The 22,887-nt window shown below is 59.6% G+C and carries 22 protein-coding genes; 16 read left to right on the top strand and 6 right to left on the bottom strand.

All coding sequences use genetic code 11. From position 1 onward, the window contains the following. Positions 1-64: 64 nt before the first annotated feature. The 10 genes from atpE (at position 65) to glmS (ending at position 10,051) form a co-directional block, all read left to right on the top strand. On the top strand, positions 65-322 hold the full coding sequence (gene atpE, locus AB1N67_RS24555; protein WP_003097235.1) for a F0F1 ATP synthase subunit C: 258 nt from the start codon (positions 65-67) through the stop codon (positions 320-322). A gap of 57 nt (positions 323-379) precedes the next feature. Continuing rightward, positions 380-850 carry a F0F1 ATP synthase subunit B gene (locus tag AB1N67_RS24550; protein WP_023383136.1) on the top strand — a complete coding sequence of 157 codons (471 nt, stop codon included), beginning with the start codon at positions 380-382 and terminating at the stop codon, positions 848-850. Between the two features lie 12 nt (positions 851-862). Then, a complete protein-coding gene (locus tag AB1N67_RS24545; protein ID WP_043214190.1) occupies positions 863-1,399 on the top strand; it encodes a F0F1 ATP synthase subunit delta in 537 nt (178 codons plus the stop codon). Positions 1,400-1,420: 21 nt separating this feature from the next. Continuing rightward, positions 1,421-2,965 (top strand): F0F1 ATP synthase subunit alpha, encoded by a 1,545-nt coding sequence (gene atpA / locus AB1N67_RS24540; protein ID WP_043214188.1) that lies wholly within the window; start codon positions 1,421-1,423, stop codon positions 2,963-2,965. A gap of 48 nt (positions 2,966-3,013) precedes the next feature. Beyond that, positions 3,014-3,874, top strand: coding sequence for a F0F1 ATP synthase subunit gamma (gene atpG / locus AB1N67_RS24535; RefSeq protein ID WP_023383133.1), 861 nt, complete (start codon positions 3,014-3,016; stop codon positions 3,872-3,874). Between the two features lie 27 nt (positions 3,875-3,901). Beyond that, complete coding sequence (gene atpD, locus AB1N67_RS24530; protein WP_023383132.1) at positions 3,902-5,278, top strand: F0F1 ATP synthase subunit beta; 1,377 nt, start codon at positions 3,902-3,904, stop codon at positions 5,276-5,278. Between the two features lie 44 nt (positions 5,279-5,322). Beyond that, positions 5,323-5,748: a F0F1 ATP synthase subunit epsilon gene (locus AB1N67_RS24525; protein WP_043214185.1), complete on the top strand. Its 426-nt coding sequence runs from the start codon at positions 5,323-5,325 to the stop codon at positions 5,746-5,748. A gap of 112 nt (positions 5,749-5,860) precedes the next feature. Then, a complete protein-coding gene (glmU, locus tag AB1N67_RS24520; RefSeq protein ID WP_043214183.1) occupies positions 5,861-7,228 on the top strand; it encodes a bifunctional UDP-N-acetylglucosamine diphosphorylase/glucosamine-1-phosphate N-acetyltransferase GlmU in 1,368 nt (455 codons plus the stop codon). A 208-nt stretch (positions 7,229-7,436) separates the two neighbouring features. Next, a complete protein-coding gene (locus AB1N67_RS24515; protein WP_043214182.1) occupies positions 7,437-8,213 on the top strand; it encodes a DeoR/GlpR family DNA-binding transcription regulator in 777 nt (258 codons plus the stop codon). Positions 8,214-8,215: 2 nt separating this feature from the next. Continuing rightward, on the top strand, positions 8,216-10,051 hold the full coding sequence (gene glmS, locus AB1N67_RS24510; RefSeq protein ID WP_367863460.1) for a glutamine--fructose-6-phosphate transaminase (isomerizing): 1,836 nt from the start codon (positions 8,216-8,218) through the stop codon (positions 10,049-10,051). Positions 10,052-10,268: 217 nt separating this feature from the next. Here glmS and AB1N67_RS24505 read toward each other — a convergent pair whose 3' ends face one another. From AB1N67_RS24505 to cynR, 3 genes are all read right to left on the bottom strand, one after another. After that, positions 10,269-10,973, bottom strand: coding sequence for an SDR family oxidoreductase (locus tag AB1N67_RS24505; protein WP_196168074.1), 705 nt, complete (start codon positions 10,971-10,973; stop codon positions 10,269-10,271). A 104-nt stretch (positions 10,974-11,077) separates the two neighbouring features. After that, on the bottom strand, positions 11,078-11,965 hold the full coding sequence (locus AB1N67_RS24500) for a LysR substrate-binding domain-containing protein (protein ID WP_102081168.1): 888 nt from the start codon (positions 11,963-11,965) through the stop codon (positions 11,078-11,080). A gap of 240 nt (positions 11,966-12,205) precedes the next feature. After that, complete coding sequence (cynR, locus tag AB1N67_RS24495; protein ID WP_250034241.1) at positions 12,206-13,102, bottom strand: transcriptional regulator CynR; 897 nt, start codon at positions 13,100-13,102, stop codon at positions 12,206-12,208. A gap of 111 nt (positions 13,103-13,213) precedes the next feature. Between cynR and AB1N67_RS24490 the strand changes: the two genes are divergently transcribed. The 3 genes from AB1N67_RS24490 (at position 13,214) to AB1N67_RS24480 (ending at position 15,666) form a co-directional block, all read left to right on the top strand. Next, positions 13,214-13,873 (top strand): carbonic anhydrase, encoded by a 660-nt coding sequence (locus AB1N67_RS24490; RefSeq protein WP_043210011.1) that lies wholly within the window; start codon positions 13,214-13,216, stop codon positions 13,871-13,873. Between the two features lie 32 nt (positions 13,874-13,905). Then, positions 13,906-14,376: a cyanase gene (gene cynS / locus AB1N67_RS24485; RefSeq protein ID WP_043210009.1), complete on the top strand. Its 471-nt coding sequence runs from the start codon at positions 13,906-13,908 to the stop codon at positions 14,374-14,376. 66 nt (positions 14,377-14,442) lie between these two features. Further along, positions 14,443-15,666: an amidohydrolase family protein gene (locus AB1N67_RS24480; protein ID WP_182816802.1), complete on the top strand. Its 1,224-nt coding sequence runs from the start codon at positions 14,443-14,445 to the stop codon at positions 15,664-15,666. 73 nt (positions 15,667-15,739) lie between these two features. On the opposite strand, the gene lpdA is transcribed toward AB1N67_RS24480, so the two are convergent. Beyond that, on the bottom strand, positions 15,740-17,140 hold the full coding sequence (lpdA, locus tag AB1N67_RS24475) for a dihydrolipoyl dehydrogenase (RefSeq protein WP_043210005.1): 1,401 nt from the start codon (positions 17,138-17,140) through the stop codon (positions 15,740-15,742). Positions 17,141-17,350: 210 nt separating this feature from the next. Between lpdA and cfaB the strand changes: the two genes are divergently transcribed. After that, positions 17,351-18,535, top strand: coding sequence for a C17 cyclopropane fatty acid synthase CfaB (gene cfaB / locus AB1N67_RS24470; protein ID WP_043210002.1), 1,185 nt, complete (start codon positions 17,351-17,353; stop codon positions 18,533-18,535). Between the two features lies 1 nt (position 18,536). Here cfaB and cls read toward each other — a convergent pair whose 3' ends face one another. After that, positions 18,537-19,976 (bottom strand): cardiolipin synthase, encoded by a 1,440-nt coding sequence (gene cls / locus AB1N67_RS24465; RefSeq protein WP_090344150.1) that lies wholly within the window; start codon positions 19,974-19,976, stop codon positions 18,537-18,539. A gap of 126 nt (positions 19,977-20,102) precedes the next feature. On the opposite strand from cls, the gene AB1N67_RS24460 reads away from it, so the two are divergent. Beyond that, entirely contained in the window at positions 20,103-20,630 is a 528-nt protein-coding gene (locus tag AB1N67_RS24460; protein ID WP_367863459.1) for a DUF3617 domain-containing protein, read from the top strand. Between the two features lie 4 nt (positions 20,631-20,634). Here AB1N67_RS24460 and folE2 read toward each other — a convergent pair whose 3' ends face one another. Further along, positions 20,635-21,522, bottom strand: coding sequence for a GTP cyclohydrolase FolE2 (gene folE2, locus AB1N67_RS24455; RefSeq protein ID WP_367863884.1), 888 nt, complete (start codon positions 21,520-21,522; stop codon positions 20,635-20,637). A gap of 112 nt (positions 21,523-21,634) precedes the next feature. Here folE2 and zigA point away from each other — a divergent pair, with 112 nt between their 5' ends. Next, entirely contained in the window at positions 21,635-22,840 is a 1,206-nt protein-coding gene (gene zigA, locus AB1N67_RS24450; protein WP_043209996.1) for a zinc metallochaperone GTPase ZigA, read from the top strand. Positions 22,841-22,887 lie beyond the last annotated feature (47 nt).

The raw sequence follows: 22,887 nt of genomic DNA, 5'->3' as shown, positions 1-22,887 counted from the left end.
ACGATTTGTTTTACCGCTTCAAACTAAAAACCTAACCAATACGACGTAAAAGTCGGGAGGAAAGATGGAAACTGTAGTTGGTCTGACCGCTATCGCTGTTGCTCTGCTGATCGGCCTGGGTGCTCTGGGTACCGCCATTGGTTTCGGCCTGCTGGGCGGCAAGTTCCTGGAAGGCGCTGCTCGTCAGCCTGAGATGGTTCCGATGCTGCAGGTCAAAATGTTCATCGTTGCCGGTCTGCTCGACGCCGTAACCATGATCGGTGTTGGTATCGCTCTGTTCTTCACCTTCGCGAACCCCTTCGTTGGTCAGATCGCCGGCTAATCACTCGTTTCTACGAGTTGATTGGTGTGATGGACAAAGACCGAGCGAGGTGTTGGCGTGAACATTAATGCAACCCTGATTGGCCAATCCGTTGCTTTCCTGATTTTTGTGCTCTTCTGCATGAAGTACGTATGGCCTCCGGTCATCACTGCTCTGCAAGAGCGCCAGAAGAAGATTGCCGACGGCTTGGACGCTGCCAACCGCGCAGCTCGCGACCTGGAGCTGGCCCAAGAGAAAGCGGGTCAGCAACTGCGTGAAGCAAAGGCACAGGCAGCCGAAATCATTGAGCAAAGCAAGAAACGCGCTGCTCAGCTTGTCGAGGAAGCCCGTGAACAGGCTCGCGTCGAAGCTGACCGTGTGAAGGCTCAGGCTCAAGCCGAGATCGAACAGGAACTCAACAGCGTCAAAGACGCCCTGCGTGCCCAAGTGGGTGCCCTGGCCGTTGGCGGTGCTGAAAAGATCCTTGGCGCCACAATCGATCAAAACGCGCATGCGGAGCTGGTTAACAAACTGGCCGCTGAAATTTAAGCGAGGGCGATCATGGCAGAACTGACCACGTTGGCCCGACCTTACGCTAAGGCTGCCTTTGAGCACGCCCAGGCCCATCAGCAACTGGCCAATTGGTCAGCCATGCTCGGCCTGGCTGCTGCGGTGTCGGAAGACGACACCATGCAGCGCCTGCTCAAGGCCCCGCGACTGACAAGCGCAGAAAAGGCCGCCGCATTCATTGAAGTGTGCGGTGACAAGTTCGATGCACAGGCACAGAATTTCATTCATGTTGCCGCGGAAAACGACCGTCTCCTGCTCCTGCCGGAGATTGCCGCTCTTTTCGACCTGTACAAGGCCGAGCAAGAGAAATCCGTGGACGTGGAAGTCACCAGTGCTTTTGCGTTGAACCAAGAACAGCAAGACAAACTCGCCAAGGTTCTCAGTGCACGGCTCAGCCGGGAAGTGCGCCTGCACGCGTCGGAGGATGCCAGCCTGATCGGCGGCGTCGTCATCCGCGCCGGCGACCTGGTAATCGATGGCTCGGTTCGCGGCAAGATCGCGAAACTGGCCGAAGCATTGAAATCTTGAGTTTGAAGGGGCAGCAGAGCAATGCAGCAACTCAATCCTTCCGAAATTAGTGAAATCATCAAGGGTCGCATCGAGAAGCTCGATGTCGGCTCCCAAGCCCGTAACGAAGGTACCGTCGTAAGCGTTTCCGACGGTATCGTGCGGATCCACGGTCTGGCCGACGTTATGTACGGCGAAATGATCGAGTTCCCGGGCGGCGTATACGGTATGGCACTGAACCTGGAGCAAGACTCCGTAGGTGCGGTGGTACTGGGTGCGTACACCTCCCTCGCCGAGGGCATGAGCGCCAAGTGCACCGGTCGCATCCTCGAAGTGCCGGTCGGCAAGGGCCTGCTGGGCCGCGTCGTTGACGCGCTGGGCAACCCTATCGATGGTAAAGGTCCTCTGACCACCACCGAAACCGACGCGGTCGAGAAGGTCGCTCCGGGCGTTATCTGGCGTAAATCGGTAGACCAGCCTGTACAGACTGGCTACAAATCGGTCGACGCCATGATCCCGGTTGGCCGTGGCCAGCGCGAGCTGATCATTGGTGACCGTCAGATCGGTAAGACCGCTATGGCGGTCGATGCGATCATCAACCAGAAAAACAGCGGTATCTTCTGCGTTTACGTGGCCGTCGGCCAGAAGCAGTCGACCATCGCCAACGTCGTTCGCAAGCTGGAAGAAGCCGGCGCCCTGGCCAACACCATCGTTGTTGCCGCCAGTGCCTCGGAATCCGCCGCACTGCAGTTCCTGGCCCCGTACGCCGGCTGCACCATGGGCGAATACTTCCGTGACCGCGGTGAAGACGCACTGATCGTTTACGATGACCTGTCCAAGCAGGCCGTTGCCTACCGTCAGATCTCCCTGCTGCTGCGCCGTCCGCCAGGACGTGAAGCGTACCCAGGCGACGTGTTCTATCTCCACTCCCGTCTGCTGGAGCGTGCATCTCGCGTTTCCGAAGAGTACGTCGAGAAGTTCACCAACGGTGCCGTGACTGGCAAGACCGGTTCCCTGACCGCTCTGCCGATCATCGAAACCCAGGCTGGCGACGTTTCCGCGTTCGTTCCGACCAACGTGATCTCGATCACCGACGGTCAGATCTTCCTGGAATCGGCCATGTTCAACTCGGGCATCCGCCCTGCAGTTAACGCCGGTGTTTCGGTATCCCGTGTTGGTGGTGCCGCCCAGACCAAGATCATCAAGAAGCTGTCCGGTGGTATCCGTACCGCTCTGGCTCAGTACCGTGAACTGGCTGCATTCGCCCAGTTCGCTTCTGACCTGGACGAGGCTACTCGCAAGCAGCTGGAGCATGGTCAGCGCGTTACCGAGCTGATGAAGCAGAAGCAGTACGCTCCGATGTCCATCGCGGACATGGCGCTGTCGCTGTACGCCGCTGAGCGTGGCTTCCTGACCGACGTAGAAGTCTCCAAGGTCGGTAGCTTCGAGCAAGCACTGATCGCCTACTTCAACCGTGATCACGCCGAACTGATGGCCAAGATCAACGTGAAGGGTGACTTCAACGACGAAATCGACGCTGGCATCAAAGCCGGTATCGAGAAGTTCAAGGCCACCCAGACCTGGTAAGCCGCAGTGGGGGCTCCGGCCCCCGCTTGCTAACCTGATAGGTGATACATGGCAGGCGCAAAAGAGATTCGCAGTAAGATTGCGAGCATCAAAAGCACGCAAAAAATTACCAGCGCCATGGAGAAAGTGGCGGTCAGCAAGATGCGCAAGGCACAACTGCGCATGGCTGCTAGCCGTCCTTACGCGGAGCGTATCCGCCAGGTGATCGGTCATCTGGCCAACGCCAACCCGGAATACCGCCACCCGTTCATGATCGAGCGCCCTGTAAAGCGCGCCGGTTATATCGTGGTGAGCAGTGACCGTGGTCTGTGCGGTGGCTTGAACACCAACCTGTTCAAGGCCCTGGTCAAGGACATGAACGAGAACCGCGAACAGGGCGTTGAAATCGACCTGTGCGTGATCGGCAGCAAGGGTGCGACTTTCTTCCGCATCTTTGGCGGCAACGTAGTAGCCGCGATCAGCCACCTGGGCGAAGAGCCATCGATCAACGATCTGATCGGCTCCGTCAAAGTGATGCTGGACGCCTACCTGGACGGCCGTATCGATCGCCTCTCGGTGGTTTCGAACAAGTTCATCAACACCATGACCCAAAAACCGACGGTCGAGCAATTGGTACCGTTGGTGGCAACCCCGGATCAGGATCTCAAGCATCACTGGGACTACCTGTACGAACCCGACGCAAAAGAGCTGCTGGACGGCTTGATGGTGCGTTACGTGGAGTCGCAGGTGTACCAGGCGGTGGTCGAGAACAACGCTGCTGAACAAGCGGCCCGGATGATCGCCATGAAGAACGCCACAGACAACGCCGGTGATTTGATCAGCGAACTCCAGCTGATCTACAACAAGGCGCGTCAGGCTGCGATCACCCAGGAGATCTCGGAAATCGTCGGCGGCGCTGCCGCGGTTTAACGGTTCAAATATTCAGAGGATCCAGCTATGAGTAGCGGACGTATCGTTCAAATCATCGGCGCCGTCATCGACGTGGAATTCCCACGTGACGTCGTGCCGAGTGTTTACAACGCGCTGAAAGTACAAGGCGCGGAAACCACCCTCGAAGTTCAGCAGCAGCTGGGCGACGGCGTGGTTCGTACCATTGCGATGGGCTCCACCGAAGGCCTGAAGCGCGGTCTGGATGTCGTCGACACCGGTGCTGCCATCTCTGTTCCAGTCGGTAAGGCCACCCTGGGCCGTATCATGGACGTTCTGGGCAACCCGATCGACGAAGCTGGCCCGATCGGCGAGGAAGAGCGCCGTGGTATCCACCAGAAGGCACCTTCGTTCGCTGACCAGGCAGGCGGCAACGACCTGCTGGAAACCGGCATCAAGGTAATCGACCTGGTCTGCCCGTTCGCCAAGGGTGGTAAGGTGGGTCTGTTCGGTGGTGCCGGTGTCGGCAAGACCGTCAACATGATGGAACTGATCCGTAACATCGCCATCGAGCACAGCGGTTACTCCGTGTTCGCCGGTGTGGGTGAGCGTACTCGTGAGGGTAACGACTTCTACCACGAGATGAAGGACTCCAACGTTCTCGACAAAGTAGCACTGGTCTACGGTCAGATGAACGAGCCACCAGGAAACCGTCTGCGCGTAGCGCTGACCGGTCTGACCATGGCTGAGAAGTTCCGTGACGAAGGTAACGACGTTCTGCTGTTCGTCGACAACATCTATCGTTACACCCTGGCCGGTACCGAAGTATCCGCACTGCTGGGCCGTATGCCTTCGGCAGTAGGTTACCAGCCGACCCTGGCCGAAGAGATGGGCGTTCTGCAAGAACGTATCACTTCGACCAAAGAAGGTTCGATCACCTCGATCCAGGCCGTATACGTACCTGCGGACGACCTGACCGACCCGTCGCCAGCCACCACCTTCGCCCACTTGGACGCCACCGTCGTTCTGTCCCGTGACATCGCCTCTCTGGGTATCTACCCAGCGGTCGACCCACTGGACTCGACTTCGCGCCAGCTGGACCCGAACGTGATCGGCAACGAGCACTACGAAACTGCCCGTCAGGTTCAGTATGTTCTGCAGCGCTACAAAGAGCTGAAGGACATCATCGCGATCCTGGGTATGGACGAACTGTCCGAAGCCGACAAGCAACTGGTTGCCCGCGCTCGTAAGATCCAGCGCTTCCTGTCGCAGCCGTTCTTCGTGGCCGAAGTCTTCACCGGTTCGCCAGGCAAGTACGTTTCCCTGAAAGACACCATCGCTGGCTTCAGCGGCATCCTCAAAGGTGACTACGACCACCTGCCAGAACAAGCGTTCTACATGGTCGGCAGCATCGACGAAGCGATCGAGAAAGCCAAGAAACTGTAATCCCGGCGCCCCGAAAGGGGCGCTAATCAGGTTGAGGCAAGCAGATGGCTATGACAGTCCATTGCGATATCGTCAGCGCGGAAGGAGAAATCTTCTCCGGTCTGGTCGAGATGGTGGTTGCGCACGGCAACCTGGGCGATCTGGGTATCGCTCCAGGCCACGCGCCGCTGATCACCAATCTGAAACCAGGTCCGATCACGCTGACCAAGCAGGGTGGCGATCGCGAGGTGTTCTACATCTCCGGTGGTTTCCTGGAAGTGCAGCCGAACATGGTCAAGGTACTCGCCGATACCGTGCAACGTGCCGCCGACCTGGACGAAGCCTCCGCTCAGGATGCCGTCAAGGCTGCTGAGAAGGCCCTGCATGAGAAAGGCGCGGATTTCGACTACAGTGCCGCATCCGCACGTCTGGCCGAGGCCGCAGCTCAGCTGCGTACCGTCCAGCAGATCCGCAAGAAGTTCGGCGGCTGATACCGCAGGCTTCATGCAGATTGAGAAAAAGGGTAGCCATCGGCTACCCTTTTTCTTTTTGTCCTTCATATACCGGTCATGTCACTGACCGCCCAGGATTGGTAGCCAGTCAATGTCTCTCGATATCGTTATTCTCGCCGCAGGCCAAGGCACCCGCATGCGTTCGGCGCTGCCCAAGGTTCTGCATCCGGTTGCTGGCAACTCCATGCTGGGCCATGTTATCCACAGCGCCCGACAGCTCAAGCCCACGGGCATTCACGTGGTTATTGGCCATGGCGCGGAGTTGGTGCGTGAGCGTCTGGCCGCCGACGACCTGAACTTCGTGATGCAGGACAAACAGCTGGGTACCGGCCACGCTGTTGCCCAGGCTCTGCCAGCGATCACTGCTGACACCGTACTGGTGCTTTATGGCGATGTGCCGTTGATCGAGGTCGAAACCCTGCAGCGCCTGCTGGCCAAGGTCAGCGCCAACCAGCTGGGCCTGCTGACCGTCGATCTGGAGGACCCGACTGGTTATGGCCGCATCGTTCGTGATGCCCAGGGCCAGGTGATGGCCATCGTGGAGCACAAGGATGCCAGCGATGCGCAGAAAACGATCAAGGAAGGTAACACCGGCATCCTGGCCATGCCGGCGGCACGCCTGGCCGACTGGATGAGCCGTTTATCCAACAACAACGCTCAAGGCGAGTACTACCTCACCGATGTGATCGCCATGGCCGTGGCTGATGGCTTGGTGGTGGCCACCGAGCAGCCTCATGACCCGATGGAAGTGCAAGGCGCCAACGACCGGCGTCAGCTGTCGGAGCTCGAGCGTCATTATCAGTTGCGCGAAGGCCGTCGTTTGATGGCCCAGGGCGTGACCCTGCGTGACCCGTCGCGCTTCGATGTGCGAGGCGAGGTGACCGTCGGTCGCGATGTGCTGATCGACATCAACGTGATCCTCGAAGGCAAGGTGGTCATCGAAGACGACGTGCAGATCGGCCCCAACTGCGTGATCAAGGACAGCACCCTGCGCAAGGGCGCGATCATCAAGGCCAACAGTCATATCGAGGGGGCCGTGATGGGTGAGGGCAGCGATGCCGGTCCCTTCGCTCGCCTGCGTCCGGGCAGTGTGCTGGACGCCAAGGCCCATGTGGGTAACTTTGTCGAGCTCAAGAACGCCCACCTGGGTGAAGGCGCCAAGGCCGGTCACCTGACTTATTTGGGCGATGCGCAGATCGGAGCGCGTACCAATATCGGCGCAGGCACCATCACCTGCAACTACGATGGCGCCAACAAGTTCAAGACGGTAATGGGCGAGGATGTGTTCATCGGTTCCAACAACTCTCTGGTAGCCCCGGTGGAAATTCAGTCCGGCGCAACCACCGCAGCCGGCTCGACCATTACCCAGACGGTCGAAACCAAGCAGTTGGCTGTGGCCCGTGCCCGCCAGCGCAATATCGATGGCTGGAAGCGTCCTGAGAAAATCAAGAAGAGTTGATTTATCCACAGTCAGTTATGCACAGGCCGGCTTATGTGAATAAGCCGGCTTTTTTTTCTATCTGTGGAAAACCAATCGCAACCTACAAGGCGCTCCCGACTGAGCGGCGTAACTGAGCCGACAAAATGCGGCAGGCAGTGCTTGACGAATGATTGTCCTTAGGTTTTGATTGCAACCATTATCTTTCGAATCGAAACTTAAGACGCCAATGTCGAAACGAAACACCCCTCAGCGTCGCCACAACATTCTGGCTTTGCTCAACGAACAGGGCGAAGTGAGCGTGGACGCGTTGGCCAAGCGTTTCGAAACCTCCGAAGTCACCATTCGCAAGGACTTAGCAGCGCTGGAATCCAATGGCCTTCTGCTGCGCCGCTATGGCGGTGCCATCCCTGTGCCACAGGAAATGCTCGTCGAGACCGTACAGCCTGTATCGAGCTACAAGCAGGCGATTGCCAAGGCGGCTGTAGGACGGATTCGTGAACACGCGCGCATCATCATCGATAGCGGCAGCACGACCGCCGCCATGATCCCGCAGTTGGGGCGCCAGCCCGGCCTGGTGGTGATGACCAACTCCCTGAATGTGGCCCGCGCCATCAGCGAACTGGAGCACGAACCGGTGTTGCTGATGACCGGCGGTACCTGGGATCCCCATTCCGAATCCTTCCAAGGCCAGGTCGCCGAACAGGTCCTGCGTTCCTACGATTTTGACCAGCTGTTCATCGGTGCCGATGGCATCGACCTAGCCCGTGGCACGACGACCTTCAATGAACTGCTGGGCCTGAGCCGGGTCATGGCGGAGGTCGCCCGGGAAGTGATCGTAATGGTCGAGTCGGACAAGGTCGGGCGCAAGATCCCCAACCTCGAGCTGCCCTGGGGCAGCGTCAACACCCTTATTACAGATGATCGCCTGCCGCTGGAGGCACGCGAACAGATTCAAGCCCGCGGCATCAATCTGATCTGCGCCGCGATCAGCCAGGAGCAATAACCATGTGTGGAATCGTCGGTGCCGTAGCCGAGCGTAATATCACTGCCATCCTCATCGAAGGCCTCAAGCGCCTGGAGTACCGCGGGTACGACAGCGCCGGCCTGGCGGTTCTGACTGCCCAAGGCGTTCTCGAGCGCCGCCGTCGCATCGGCAAGGTCAGTGAGCTGGAAGCCGCTGTTGCCGCCGACCCCTTGGCAGGCCAGCTGGGCATCGCCCACACCCGTTGGGCTACCCACGGTGCGCCGACCGAACACAACGCTCACCCGCACTTCTCCGGCGATGATGTGGCGGTCGTTCACAATGGCATCATCGAGAACCATGAAGCCCTGCGTGAAGAACTTAAGGGCCTGGGCTATGTCTTCGCCTCGCAAACCGATACAGAAGTCATCGTGCACCTGATTCACCACATCCTGAAATCCGTCCCCGACATTACCGACGCCCTCAAGGCCGCCGTCCAACGCCTGCACGGTGCCTACGGCCTGGCGCTGATCAGCAAGCATCAGCCAGATCGCTTGGTCGCCGCCCGCAGTGGCAGCCCGCTGGTGATTGGCCTGGGCCTGGGTGAAAACTTCCTGGCCTCCGACCAATTGGCGCTGCGCCAGGTCACTGACCGCTTCATGTACCTGGAAGAAGGCGACATCGCCGAGATCCGCCGCGACCAGGTGAGCATCTGGGACCAGGCCGGCCACAAGGTCCAGCGTGAGACCGTGCAGTACCACGAAGGGGCCGAAGCCGCGGACAAAGGCGCCTACCGCCACTTCATGCTCAAGGAGATCCACGAGCAGCCGAGCGTCGTCCAGCGCACGCTGGAAGGTCGCCTGGGCAAGGACCACGTCATGGTCCAGGCCTTCGGCCCGCAAGCCGCCGAGCTGTTCGCCAAGGTGCGCAATGTCCAGATCGTCGCCTGCGGTACCAGCTACCACGCCGGCATGGTCGCCCGTTACTGGCTCGAAGAGCTGGCCGGCATCCCGTGCCAGGTCGAAGTCGCCAGCGAGTTCCGCTACCGCAAGGTAGTGGTGCAGCAGGACACCTTGTTCGTCTCCATCTCCCAGTCCGGTGAAACCGCCGATACCTTGGCCGCCCTGCGCAATGCCAAGGAGCTGGGCTTCCTGGGGAGCCTGGCGATCTGCAACGTGGGCATCAGTTCGCTGGTGCGCGAGTCGGACCTGACCCTGCTGACCCTGGCTGGCCCGGAAATCGGCGTGGCCTCGACCAAGGCCTTCACTACCCAGCTGGTGTCGTTGATGCTGCTGACCCTGGCCCTGGGCCAAGTGCGCGGCACCTTGCCGGCAGGCCTCGAGGCCGAGCTGGTGGAAGAGCTGCGCCGCCTGCCCACGCGCCTGGGTGAAGCACTGGCGATGGACAGCATCGTCGAAAAGACCGCCGAGCTGTTCGCCGACAAGCACCACACCCTGTTCCTGGGCCGTGGCGCCCAGTACCCCGTGGCCATGGAAGGAGCGCTCAAGCTCAAGGAGATCTCTTACATCCACGCTGAGTCCTACCCGGCCGGTGAACTCAAGCACGGCCCATTGGCTCTGGTAGACAACGACATGCCGGTGGTGACCGTCGCACCGAACAACGAGCTGCTGGAAAAGCTCAAGTCCAACCTGCAGGAAGTCCGCGCCCGCGGCGGACAGTTGGTCGTATTCGCCGACGAGAATGCCGGCATGAGCAACGGCGAAGGCACCCACGTGATCAAAGTGCCCCACGTCATCGATGCGCTGGCGCCGATCGTCTACACCATCCCGCTGCAGTTGCTGTCGTACTACGTGGCGGTGCTCAAAGGCACTGACGTCGACCAGCCGCGTAACCTGGCCAAGTCGGTGACGGTGGAGTAAGACTTGCCATGTGTTTCTCAGCGTCTGACTGTATGGAATAAGTTCTACACAATGCATAAGCCCCCGTATCTACGGGGGCTTTCCGTTTCTGGGCCAAACCGTTGGCTCGGAATTCAAGATAAACGAGCAGCCGTTACACAGCCGCGCTGCGCTCACGAAGATCCACATTCAAGGTGCGAAGGAAAAGGGGCGGGTAATGCACGCGACCCTGAGGCAATCAAACGCTGCGGGTAACCCCGCCGTCGACCTTGATGTTCTGGCCGGTAATGTAGGCGGCCCCTTCGCTCGCAAGGAAGGCGATAGTGGCGGCGATTTCCTCGCTGGTGCCATAGCGCTTGAGCGGCACACCTTCACGGCGCTCTTCCGTTGCAGGGAGGCTGTCGATCCAACCAGGCAGCACATTGTTGATACGAATGTTGTCGGCAGCATACTTGTCAGCAAAGATTTTACTAAACGACGCCAAGCCGGCACGGAATACTGCCGAAGTAGGGAAGAGTTCGCTCGGTTCGAACGCCCAGGCAGTAGAAATATTGATGATCGCACCGCCGTTCTGACGCTGCATGTACGGTGTCACCAGGCGCGTAGGACGAATCACATTGAGCAGGTATGTTTCCATACCCTTATGCCAGTCCTCGTCGCTGATCTCGAGGATCGGCGCACGGGGGCCGTGGCCGGCGCTGTTTACCAATACGTCAATACGACCCCATTTTTGAATGACGGCGTCGACCAGGCGTTGCAGGTCTTCGTTCGACTGGTTACTGCCGGTTACCCCAATACCGCCCAGTTCCTGCGCCAGCGCTTCCCCTTTGCCCGAGGACGACAGGATACCGACCTTGAAGCCATCGGCAGCCAGTCGACGTGCTGCTGCTGCTCCCATGCCGCTGCCGCCGGCAGTGACGATTGCTACTTTTTCTACTGACATACATCCTCCTGAGTGAGGCGTGGATGGGTTGTTGGTGAATTGAGACTAGCACCGCCCAGCACTCAGCAGAGAGACATCAACGCTTCTTCGATGCAGTAGATTTTTTATAGTCTGGCTTGCTCCATGAGCCATTCCCGCACCGTTTCAAGGGCCGCCGGCTGATGGGCGTTTCGTGGCCAGACCAAGTAGTAGGCTTTCTCCAAACTCATCTGATGAGTCGTCGCCAGCGCTAATCTGCCTGCTTCTATATCGGCTTTGACAAAGTAGTAGCTAGCCAAGGCCAACCCTTGTCCTGCTGCTGCTGCCTCGATAGCTAATACCGTCTGATTGAACCGTATATTTCTGAAGGGCAGGGGCAAGGAACTTTGGAAGGCCTGTTCAATGAACGCTGGCCAAAAATTGTGTGCGTCATGCAGCAGTGTGTATTCCTGGAGTTTCTCTACGCGCTCTGGACTACCGAGTTTTTCAATTAATGCCGGACTACCTACCGCAACGATACGTTCAGGCAAGAGAAGTTTGGCATTGAGCATGTTCTCGAAAGGCGTTCGCCCGTAACGGACAGCGAGGTCCGCTCCATCAGGTCGGAATTGCGAAATTCGGTCAGTGGCCAATACCTGCAAATTGATCTGAGGGTGCACAGCTGAGAACGAAGACAGTCTCGGTATCAGCCACTTCGCTGCAAACGTAGGCGTGACACTCACCGTCAGATCCAGATCATCTGGTTTGAGCGCCTCAGTGGCTGTGCTGATCAAGGCGAAGGCCTCACGAATGGCAATGCTGTAGGTCCTACCCGGATCCGTCATACGCAAGCCCCGGGGCAGTCGCTCGAACAGCTTCAACTCGAGCATCGCCTCAAGCCCTCGAATTTGCTGCGCCACAGCAGCCTGCGTCACTCCCAACTCCTCGGCGGCCAGCCGGAAGTTCAAATGGCGGGTAACCACCTCGAAGACCCTGAGCGCGTTAAGAGGCGGCAAGGAGGAATGTCTGTTCATGATAATTTTTCTACTGACACTCAAGTGATCTCCTGTCTCGCGGGGAACGCGTCATTCCAGTGTCAGAGGCTACGTCTAAGCCGTACGGAAAGGAACCTGTCACCAAGCAGCAGGGCCTTGATGCGTCAGCCGTCTTCGCCCCATGGGACCGATGCTACCGACCCTTTGGCGACTGAAACATGTTCCCGCATGTGTGGGGCGACGATGTACCGAGCAGCCAGCTCGCGAAGGGTCGCTTCTCTAGCCCGGGCGCTTCTCCAAGTGGCCAGCGACCTCGGTGGCCACTTCAATGAACGCACGTGCCGCCGCGCTCTGATACGCGCCCTTGCGCTGCATGAGCACGGCGGTGCGCTGGAATCGCAGCGGGTCCAGCTCGATGGCGACCAGCTCGTCGTGGGCGAGGGCGATGGTCGCGGGCAGCAGGGTGGACAGCGTGGTTCGGCGCACCACTTCGATGACCGCGCTGATGGCATTGGCCTCCATTTGCACACGCGGGCGGATGTCATGCTGGCGGCAGTATCGGTCGATCTGCTCGCGGGTGGCGAACTCGCTGCTGAGCAGGATCAGCGATTCGGCGTTCAAGGCTTCTGGTCCAATGGTGTGTTGCCCGGCCAGCGGATGCTTTGCGCCGACCACCAAGGCGAGGGTTTCGACCAGCAGCGGATAGGCGTCGATGTCTTGGGCGTGCACTTCTTCGAACGCGATTCCGACGTCCAGCTCATCGGATAGCAGGAGTTCTTCCATGTACTCCTGGGCGATTTCACGCACGTTCAAGGTGATGTTCGGATAGCGGCCGTGGAATGCCTCGACGAGCGGGCCTACCAGATAGGTGGTGAAGGTCGGGGTGACGGCCACTCGCAGCGAGCCTCGGCTCAGGTCGCCCACGTCATGAATGGCGCGCTTGCCCTCCTGCAATTCCTGATGCGCCCGTTGCGCATAACGCAGATAGACCTCCCCGGCATCGGTCAGCCGCGTCGTGCGGCCTGAGCGATCGAACAACTGCGCACCAAGGCTTTCCTCCAATTGCCGGACCTGCTGGGACAGGGCCGGCTGGGAGACGTGCAGGGCTGTCGCGGCCCGCGTGAAGCTCTGGTGTTGCGCGACGGCCAAGAAGTACTGGATATGCCGTGCCAGCATGGGTCGTTCTCATAAGAATATCTGATGCAGTGCATTATAAATGAGACTTTTACCTTATGAAATGGGCTGCGTAACCTTTGCCTCATCGCATCGCGACCTGAGGAGTCAGCCATGAAAGACATCATCGACGGTTTCCTGAAATTCCAGCGAGACGCCTTCCCCGAGCGCGTGGGCCTGTTCAAGAACCTGGCGACCCAGCAAAGCCCGCGGGCGTTGTTCATCTCTTGCTCGGACAGCCGGCTGGTACCGGAGCTGGTTACCCAGCGCGAGCCAGGTGATCTGTTCGTCATCCGCAACGCCGGCAACATCGTGCCTTCTTATGGCCCTGAGCCGGGTGGTGTGTCGGCTTCGGTGGAATATGCCGTCGCCGCGTTGCAGGTATCGGACATCGTGATCTGCGGCCACTCCGATTGTGGCGCCATGACGGCCATCGCTACCTGCAAATGCCTGGACCACATGCCTGCCGTGGCCGGTTGGCTGCGCTATGCCGACTCCGCCCGGGTGGTGAACGAGGCGCGTAACCACAAGGACCCGCAGGCGAAGGTCGAGGCCATGGTGCGCGAGAACGTGATTGCCCAGTTGGCCAACATCCAGACGCACCCATCCGTACGCCTGGCCCTCGAGGAGGGCCGTGTCGCGCTGCATGGCTGGATCTACGACATCGAGAGCGGCTGCATCGACGCCTTCGATGGCCGTACCGGCCAGTTCGTGCCCCTGGCCAGCAACCCTAATGTCCGTGCTGTCGCCCATCAGCTTCAGCGCGCTGTGTGAACCCCTTTCATCCCCCAAACGGAGATATCACCATGATCCAGTCCCAAGTCAGCCAGAATGCCCGCGTAGCCCTGACCGAAGTCATCCTGTTGTCCAAGGCTCGCAAGGATCTGTCCTTCGCTCAGATCACTGACGGTACCGGCCTGTCCGAAGCGTTCGTCACCGCCGCGCTGCTGGGTCAGCACCCACTGCCTGCGGAAGCTGCACAGGTTGTCGGTGACAAGCTGGGCCTCGACGCTGATGCCGTGGCGCTGCTGCAGACCATCCCGCTGCGTGGCAGCATCGAAAACCGTGTCCCCACTGACCCGACCATCTATCGCTTCTACGAGATGCTGCAGGTGTACGGCACCACCCTGAAGGCACTGGTCCATGAGAAGTTCGGCGACGGCATCATCAGCGCCATCAACTTCAAGCTGGACGTGAAGAAGGTCGACGATCCAGAAGGTGGCTCCCGCGCGGTGATCACCCTGGACGGCAAGTACCTGCCGACCAAGCCTTTCTGATTCGGTCACAGGTCAATGACCCGGCTGCCGCAGGGTGGCCGGGCCTTTGAACGAGGAATGACACGCATGGATTTGATCTTTCGAAATGTACGCATCGACGACAGTCTGCCACTGACGGATGTGGCGGTGCTGGACGGCAAGATCGTCCAGATTGCACCGACCATTGCCGTCCAGGCGACGCAGGAAGTGCAGGGCAACGGCAATGTGCTGATTCCTGGGTTCGTCGAAGGGCACCTGCACCTTGAAAAAGCCAACGTGATGCATCGCAAGGCCAATCGCTCTGGCACCTTGCAGGAAGCGATCGCTGTCACCGCCGAGCTCAAGCCTACCCTGACTCGCGAAGATATTCTGGAGCGTTCGACCCAGGTACTGCGTGCATTGGTGCAGGCGGGCAGCACCCATGTGCGTGCGCATGCCGAATTCGACCCTTCACAAGGTTTCACGGGGTTGGATGTGGTGCTGGAACTGCGCGAGCGATTCCGTGACGTCATTGATATCCAGGTGGTCGCCTTCCCCCAGGAAGGGATCTTGAAGCTGCCTGGGATGAAGGAAATGATGGTCCAGGCCATGGAGAAGGGGGCCGATGTCGTCGGGGGAATTCCGTATAACGATGTTTCGCCGCTGGAGCACATCGACTTCGTGTTCGAGCTGGCCAAGCAGTACGACAAAGATATCGACTTGCACCAGGACTTCGCCGATGACGCCGAGAACATGACCATCGAGTACCTCGCGCGAAAGACCATCGAGCAGGGGTATCAAGGTCGTGTCTGCGTAGGACACCTGACCAGCCTGGGAGCGGTTCCCCCGGATAGACAGGCTGCGATTATCGATCTGCTGCGTCAGGCGGGTATCAGTGTCATGTGCCTGCCAGCGACCGACCTGCACCTGGGCGCCCGCGGTGACAGTCATAATGTGCGTCGCGCTCTGACGCCGGTAAGGGCATTGCGCGACGCAGGCGTGAATGTCTGCCTGGCGACCAACAACATCCGCAATGCATTCACGCCTTATGGTACGGGTGATCTGTTGAACATCGCACAGCTTGCCCTTTCGGCCTGCCATCTGGGGGGCGCGGATGATCAGGCGACCGTGCTTGCGATGCTCACCACAAGCCCAGCCAAAGCGCTGGGATTGAAGAACCACGGCCTGGCGGTGGGGAATGATGCCGACCTGGTACTGATCGACACGCAGTCGGTCCGTGATGTGATTCTCGATCTGCCGGCGCGCCTGATGGTGCTCAAGCGCGGCCAGGTCGTCGCGACCTCTGAGTACCGCCGTTCTGTCGCTTTTTGAGCATCCTAGAAGAAGGGGCGAACCGTAATGTTCGCCCCGTGCTCGGTTTTTTCTCGATGCGCTGTGCGTGTCGTCAGATCTGCATCGCCATGCCATCGACATTCATCGCTGCCTGACGCAAGGCCTCGGAGCGGGTCGGGTGCGGGTGGCAGGTGAGGGCGATGTCTTCAGCCGAGGCCGAGAACTCCATGGCTACGCAGAACTCGCCGATCATTTCGCTCACGCTTGGACCGACCAGATGCACGCCGAGCACTTCATCGGTATTGGCGTCGGCGATGACCTTGGCGAAGCCTTCGGTCTCGTGGTTGATCTTGGCGCGGCTGTTGGCGGTGAAGGGGAACTTGCCCACCTTGTAGGCGCGGCCTTCGGCCTTGAGCTGCTCTTCGGTCTTGCCGACGCTGGCCAGCTCCGGACGGGTGTAGATGACACCTGGGATCAGGTTGTAGTTGACCTCATGGGCCTTGCCGGCGATACGCTCGATGCACGACACCGCTTCGTCTTCGGCCTTGTGCGCGAGCATCGGGCCGGAGGTGACATCGCCGATCACCCAGATGCCGGGTACCGAGGAGCGATGGTGATCGTTGGCCAGCATGCCGCGCTTGTCGGTGACAAGGCCTGCACTTTCCAGGTTCAAGCCCTGGGTGTATGGACGACGGCCGATGGCCACCAGCACGTAGTCGGCTTGCAGGGTTTCGGCTGCGCCGCCAGCGGCGGGTTCGAGGGTCAGGCTGACGCTGTCGGCGGATGGCGTGGCCTGGGTCACCTTGCTGCCGAGCTTGAAGGTCATGCCTTGTTTGGCCAAGGCCTTCTGCAGGGTCTTGGCGGTCTCTTCGTCGGTGCCAGGGCAGATGCGGTCGAGGTACTCGATGACCGTCACCTCGGCGCCCAGTCGACGCCAGACCGAGCCCAGCTCCAGGCCGATCACGCCTGCGCCGATCACCACCAGATGCTTGGGTACCTGGGGCAAGGACAAGGCGCCGGTGGAGTCGATGATGCGTTTATTGTCGATGGTCACGCCTGGCAGCGGAGTCGGCTCGGAGCCCGTGGCGATGACGATGTCCTTGGCTTGCAGGGTGGTTTCGCTGCCGTCCTCGGCCTTCACGATCACCTTGCCCACGCCGTCAAGACGGCCCCAGCCTTTGACCCAGTCGACCTTGTTCTTGCGGAACAGGTACTCGATGCCCTTGGTCAGGCCGGTCACGCTTTCGTCCTTCTGCTTCATCATCTGGGCCAGGTTCAGCGTTGGCTTGACCTCGATACCCAGATGGGCGAATTCCTCGCCGCTGGCGGCCTCGTAGAGCTCCGAGGCGTGAAGCAAGGCTTTCGATGGCATGCAGCCAACGTTAAGGCAGGTACCGCCGAGGGTCGAGCGGCCTTCTACGCAGGCGACGCTCATGCCCAGCTGGCCGGCGCGGATCGCTGCGTTGTAGCCGCCGGGGCCACCGCCGATGATCACCACATCATAGGATTTCATGGGTTTTACTCCAGGAGTGAAGAAGCGCAGAGGGCCACAAGATTAGTCTGCGAAATCAGGGTTGTATACAATCTTGAGAGCAATTCGTACTGAATAGCTCTAGACCATGGTCTTGATAAACGGAAACTTCCGGTGAATGAACTACCCTTGCCCCGGTGACGTCCCAAATATGAGATGAGGCGTCCGGTACACATGAAGGGAGGGAAATTCATGCTTGCGCAACTTCCACCTGCGTTGCAGAGCCTGCACTTGCCTTTGCGTCTGAAGCTGTGGGATGGCAACCAGTTCGACCTAGGGCCAAGCCCACAGGTCACCATCCTGGTCAAGGAGCCTCAGCTGATCAGTCAGCTGACCCACCCGAGCCTGGACGAACTGGGTGTCGCCTTCGTCGAAGGCAAGCTGGAACTGGAAGGCGATATCGGGGAAGTCATCCGCGTCTGCGACGAGCTCAGCGAAGCTCTGCTCCAAGACGAGGAAGAAGTATCGCCAGAGCGTATCGCGCATGACAAAGCTACCGACGCCGAAGCCATTTCCTACCACTATGACTTGTCCAATGAGTTCTACCAGCTGTGGCTCGACCAGGACATGGCCTACTCCTGCGCGTACTTCCGCGAACCGGACAACACCCTCGACGAAGCCCAGCAGAACAAGTTCGATCACCTGTGCCGCAAGTTGCGCCTGCAGGCTGGGGACTACTTGCTGGATGTGGGTTGCGGCTGGGGTGGGCTGGCGCGTTTCGCCGCGCGTGAGTATGGCGCCAAGGTGTTCGGCATCACCCTGAGCAAGGAGCAGCTCAAGCTAGGTCGTGATCGGGTCAAGAAGGAGGGGCTGAGCGATCAGGTCGACCTGCAAATCCTGGACTATCGCGACCTGCCTCAGGACGGACGCTTCGACAAGGTGGTGAGTGTCGGTATGTTCGAACACGTCGGCCACGCCAACCTGGCGCTGTATTGCCAGAAGCTGTTCGGCGCCGTGCGTGAAGGCGGCCTGGTGATGAACCATGGCATCACGGCCAAACACGTGGATGGCCGGCCAGTCGGGCGAGGCGCGGGCGAGTTCATCGACCGCTATGTCTTCCCCCACGGCGAACTGCCGCACCTCTCGATGATCACGGCGAACATCTGTGAGGCCGGACTGGAAGTGGTGGACGTGGAAAGCCTGCGCCTGCACTACGCCAAGACGCTCAATCACTGGAGCGAAAACCTCGAGAACCAACTGCATAAAGCCGCCACCCTGGTGCCAGAGAAGACTCTGCGCATCTGGCGCCTGTACTTGGCCGGATGCGCCTATGCCTTCTCCAAGGGCTGGATCAACCTGCACCAGATCCTGGCAGTGAAGCCCTACGCCGATGGGCACCATGACCTGCCCTGGACCCGCGAGGACCTCTACCGCTGACTCACAGGATCGGAGAAATCAGCCGGGCGATACGCATCCCAAGTTGTTGCAGGCGATGCGTATCGCGGCTGTCTTCGGCAGTGATCTCCCGGGCTTGGGCAAAGTCATCGAGCAGCATCGACTCGACCTGGTCGGCAAAGGCACGGTCGACGGTCAGCAAGGTAATCTCGAAGTTCAGACGGAACGAACGGTTGTCCAGGTTGGCACTGCCGATCGCACTCACCTCGTCATCGACCAGCACCACCTTCTGGTGCAGGAACCCTGGCTGATAACGGAACATCCTCACTCCGGCCCGCACCGCTTCGAAGGCGAACAGACTGGACGCTGCGTAGACAATGCGGTGATCCGGCCGTGAAGGAATGAGGATACGCACATCCACGCCGCGCAACACCGCTAAGCGCAGGGCGGCGAAGATCGCCTCATCTGGAATGAAGTACGGGCTGGTGATCCACACGCGCTGAGTAGCCGAGTGGATGGCTTCAAGGAAGAACAGCGCGCAGGTTTCCTGCGGGTCTGCCGGACCGCTGGCCAATGCCTGGCAGAGCACACCGTTATCCGGATAGGTGTCGGGCAGGATCAACGGCGGCAACTGGCGAGCGGCCCAATACCAGTCTTCGGCGAAGGACTCCTGCAAGCAGGCAAGCACTGGGCCGCTGACCTGAACGTGGGTATCACGCCAAGGCGACAGGCGAGGGTGGCCGCCGAGGTACTCGTCCCCCACGTTATGCCCGCCGAGGAACCCCAGCAGGCCATCGACGACGACGATCTTGCGGTGGTTGCGGAAGTTCACCTGGAAGCGGTTGAACCACCCACGGCGTGTGGCAAAGGCGTGGATCTTCACGCCTCCCTCCCGCAGGGTCTGGCTATAGCTGGCCGGCAATGCATGGCTCCCCACCCGGTCATACAGCACGAATACCTGCACACCTTCTGCCGCCTTGCGCAGCAACAGTTGCTGCAGTTTCTTGCCGATGTCGTCGTCATGGATGATGAAGAACTGCACCAGCACAGCCTGCCGGGCTTCGGCAATGGCTGCGAAGATGGCATCGAAGGTGGCCTGGCCATTGATCAGCAGTTTCACTTCGTTGTTGGCCAGGCACGGCATGCGCCCGAGTTTCGGCATTGCCCGCAGGGCGGCATAGCTTTCCGACTCCCGGGCTGTCAGCGCTTCCTCAACCCAAGGCCGCCAGTTGAGATTGGCCATGGCGACGTGCATTTCCTGATTGGCCTGGCGTCTGGCTTGGATGTAGGCATAGAAGGAGCGGGCCCCAAACACCAGGTAGGGAATCAGCGTGAAGTAAGGGATGAAGAACAAGGACATCGCCCAAGCGATGGCACCCTGGGCGGTGCGCACGGTGAACACCGCATGCAGCGCGGCGATGATGCCTAGCAGATGAATCAGGCCAAGCACATAGCCGAAGAAATAGGGGCTGTGGAAATCCATATGCATCCTGCTTGCTGAGAGCCTGACGATAACAGAGCATGTTCCTGTCCCGCCTTGCAACCCGGAAGCGGAAATGACGTCTAAGGCTCAATCGGCAGAGGCCGTACTATCGAGGAGCATTGATCCATGAAGATTCGTCTGCCACTGCTGGCGCTGGCCTTGGGCCTGAGCGCACCACTGGTACATGCGCAGATGTTGCAACCGGGCTTGTGGGAGCTGACCACCAGCAATATGCAGGTCGATGGCAAGCCATTACCGGACATGGAGTTCATGCTCGGGCAATTGAAGAACCTGCCACCTGAGCAACGCGCCATGATGGAAGGCATGCTGGCCAAGCAGGGCATTACCGTGAGTGGTAAGGGCGTGCGCTCGTGCCTGACGCCGGAGCAGGTCCGGACCAATGACATTCCCCTGCAGGACCCTCAGTCCGGCTGTACTCAGAAGATCACCGATCGCACAGGCAACGTGTGGAAATTCCAATTCAGTTGTCCTCGTGCCCAAGGTACTGGGCAGGCGACCTTCCTCAGTGACCGGGAGTTTCATACTCAGGTCAGTGGCACGTTCAACGCTTCAGGCGTTCAGCAGCAGGGCAGCATGAACACCAAGGCGGTCTGGCTGGGCAACGACTGCGGTTCGGTGAAACCTCGCAGTTGAGGCTTCAAAACCGATAGCGACTGATCGCCACTGCGTCGTGGGCATGCAGACTCTCTGCATGTTCCACCCGCAGGCTGAACCCCTCTACCCACCGCACTTGCCTCAGCGCCTGGTGCAAACGCCTGGCGGCATCCTCACAGAACATCAGGTTCTGTCCATTGGCCAAGGCGAACGCCTGTTCGTCTGCGCGCTTTACCGCTGTTTGTACCGCCGTACCCAAGGCACGCTCCAGCGTGTCGATCAACTCGGAGAGCGGCAAGTGCTGCAGGTTCTCTCGCAGTCGTACTCGGACCTGGGCCTCGCTGCGCTGACTATGGGGCGTGGCGACGATGCCCTGATTGCTGCCGAGCCATTCCAGTAAGGTCGATTGATCGGGTACCTGTTTTGGAAAGTCCTTGAGGAACTGCTGCTGAATCAGCTGTCGGGCGAGCGCTGCGGAGCAGGGGCAGGTGGAGGAGTAAGGAATTACCACCGAGAGTTCCACGTGGAACATTTCATTGTCCGTCGTAGCATCCAAGGAGACGGGATAGCTTTTCCAGCCAGCCAAGGGGCTGACCAAGGCAGGTCTTTTCAGCAAATGCTCGAAGCGCAAACTCACCTGCGCCTTTGAAGAGAGCCCGACGTGGGTATCGAGGAAACTCGCCAGCAGCCGACGGAGTAGCAGCGGACTGAGCTCGGTGTTTTCCAAGGCTTCCAACGCCAAGTAAAGCCGCGACATGTGGATGCCTCGGGCGGCGCCGTCTTCGAGATTGACGCCCGCGTCGGCTTGGGCATTGAGGGTGCGTCCTTCAAATTGCAACGGCACGGCGATTCCACACATACCAACCCACTCCAGGGGGACGGCCTCGGGGAGGGACTGTGTGGCGATGTCGGGAAGCGTCAAGCTGGTCATCATGGGTTCTCTGGCAAGGATCGACAAACGCGGCTTGGCGAAATTCTATTGTTATATTATAACAATGCGCAATGCATCGTTTCGAATGCGCTTGCCTGTCGAGGTACGACCAATGCCTAACCGTTTACCTGTAACTGTGCTTTCCGGCTTTTTGGGAGCGGGCAAAAGCACTTTGCTCAACCATGTGCTGCGCAATCGCGAAGACCTGCGCGTCGCCGTGATCGTCAACGACATGAGCGATATCAACATCGATGCGAGCGAGGTGCAGCGCAATGTCAGCCTGAACCGGGCGGAAGAAAAGTTGGTGGAGATGAGCAATGGCTGCATCTGCTGCACGCTGAGGGAAGATTTGCTCGAGGAGGTCGCGCGGCTGGCGAGCGAGGGTCGTTTCGATTACCTGCTGATCGAGTCCACCGGCATTTCCGAACCGTTGCCGGTCGCCGAGACGTTCACCTTCCGTGACGAACAGGGTCGAAGCCTGTCGGACATGGCACGCCTGGACACCATGGTCACGGTGGTCGATGCGCTCAATTTTCTGCGTGACTACCAGGCAGCCGACAGCCTGGCCAGCCGCGGTGAATCTTTGGGTGAAAACGACGAGCGATCTATCAGCGATCTGTTGATCGAACAGGTGGAGTTCGCCGACATACTGCTGCTGAGCAAGATCGACTTGGTCAGCCAGCATGAGCGAGACGAACTCACGGCCATCCTGCGCAGCCTCAACGCACGGGCGCAGATCGTGCCGATGGTCATGGGCCAGGTGCCGCTGGCACGTATTCTCGATACTGGCCTTTTTGACTTCGAGCAAGCGGCCCAAGCACCTGGCTGGTTGCAGGAGATGCGTGGCGAGCACGTGCCGGAAACGCAAGAGTACGGGATCGCCGCAGGGACGTGGCAGGCCCGTCGCCCGTTGCATCCGCAACGCTTCCACGATTTTATCCACAAGCCCTGGAGCAACGGCAGGTTGCTACGTTCGAAGGGGTTCTTCTGGCTGGCCAGCAAGTTCCAGGAGGCGGGCAGCTGGTCCCAGGCAGGCGGCATGATGCGCCATGGGTTCGCCGGTCGCTGGTGGCGCTTTGTACCGCAGGAGCAATGGCCGCAGGACTCCGAGAGCACCCAGGCGATCCTCAAGCAGTGGACGCAAGAATGTGGCGATTGCCGGCAGGAATTGGTGTTCATTGGTCAGAATATCGACTTCGCACAGCTATCCACAGAACTGGATGCATGTCTGCTGACCGACGAGGAATGGGCGCAAGGGGAGATGGCATGGCTGCGTCTTCCCGATCCGTTCGGGCCTTGGTATGACGAAGCAGCGTGAGGGTGTGGATAACTTTTGGCGGCTTGACTGGTAGCAACGAGGGCGCA

Origin of the sequence: Pseudomonas guariconensis (genome assembly GCF_040822035.1) — a bacterium.
Classification (GTDB): domain Bacteria; phylum Pseudomonadota; class Gammaproteobacteria; order Pseudomonadales; family Pseudomonadaceae; genus Aquipseudomonas; species Aquipseudomonas guariconensis.
The sequence above is the reverse complement of the archived record's forward strand: the minus strand, read 5'-3'. Positions and strand labels throughout refer to the sequence as shown.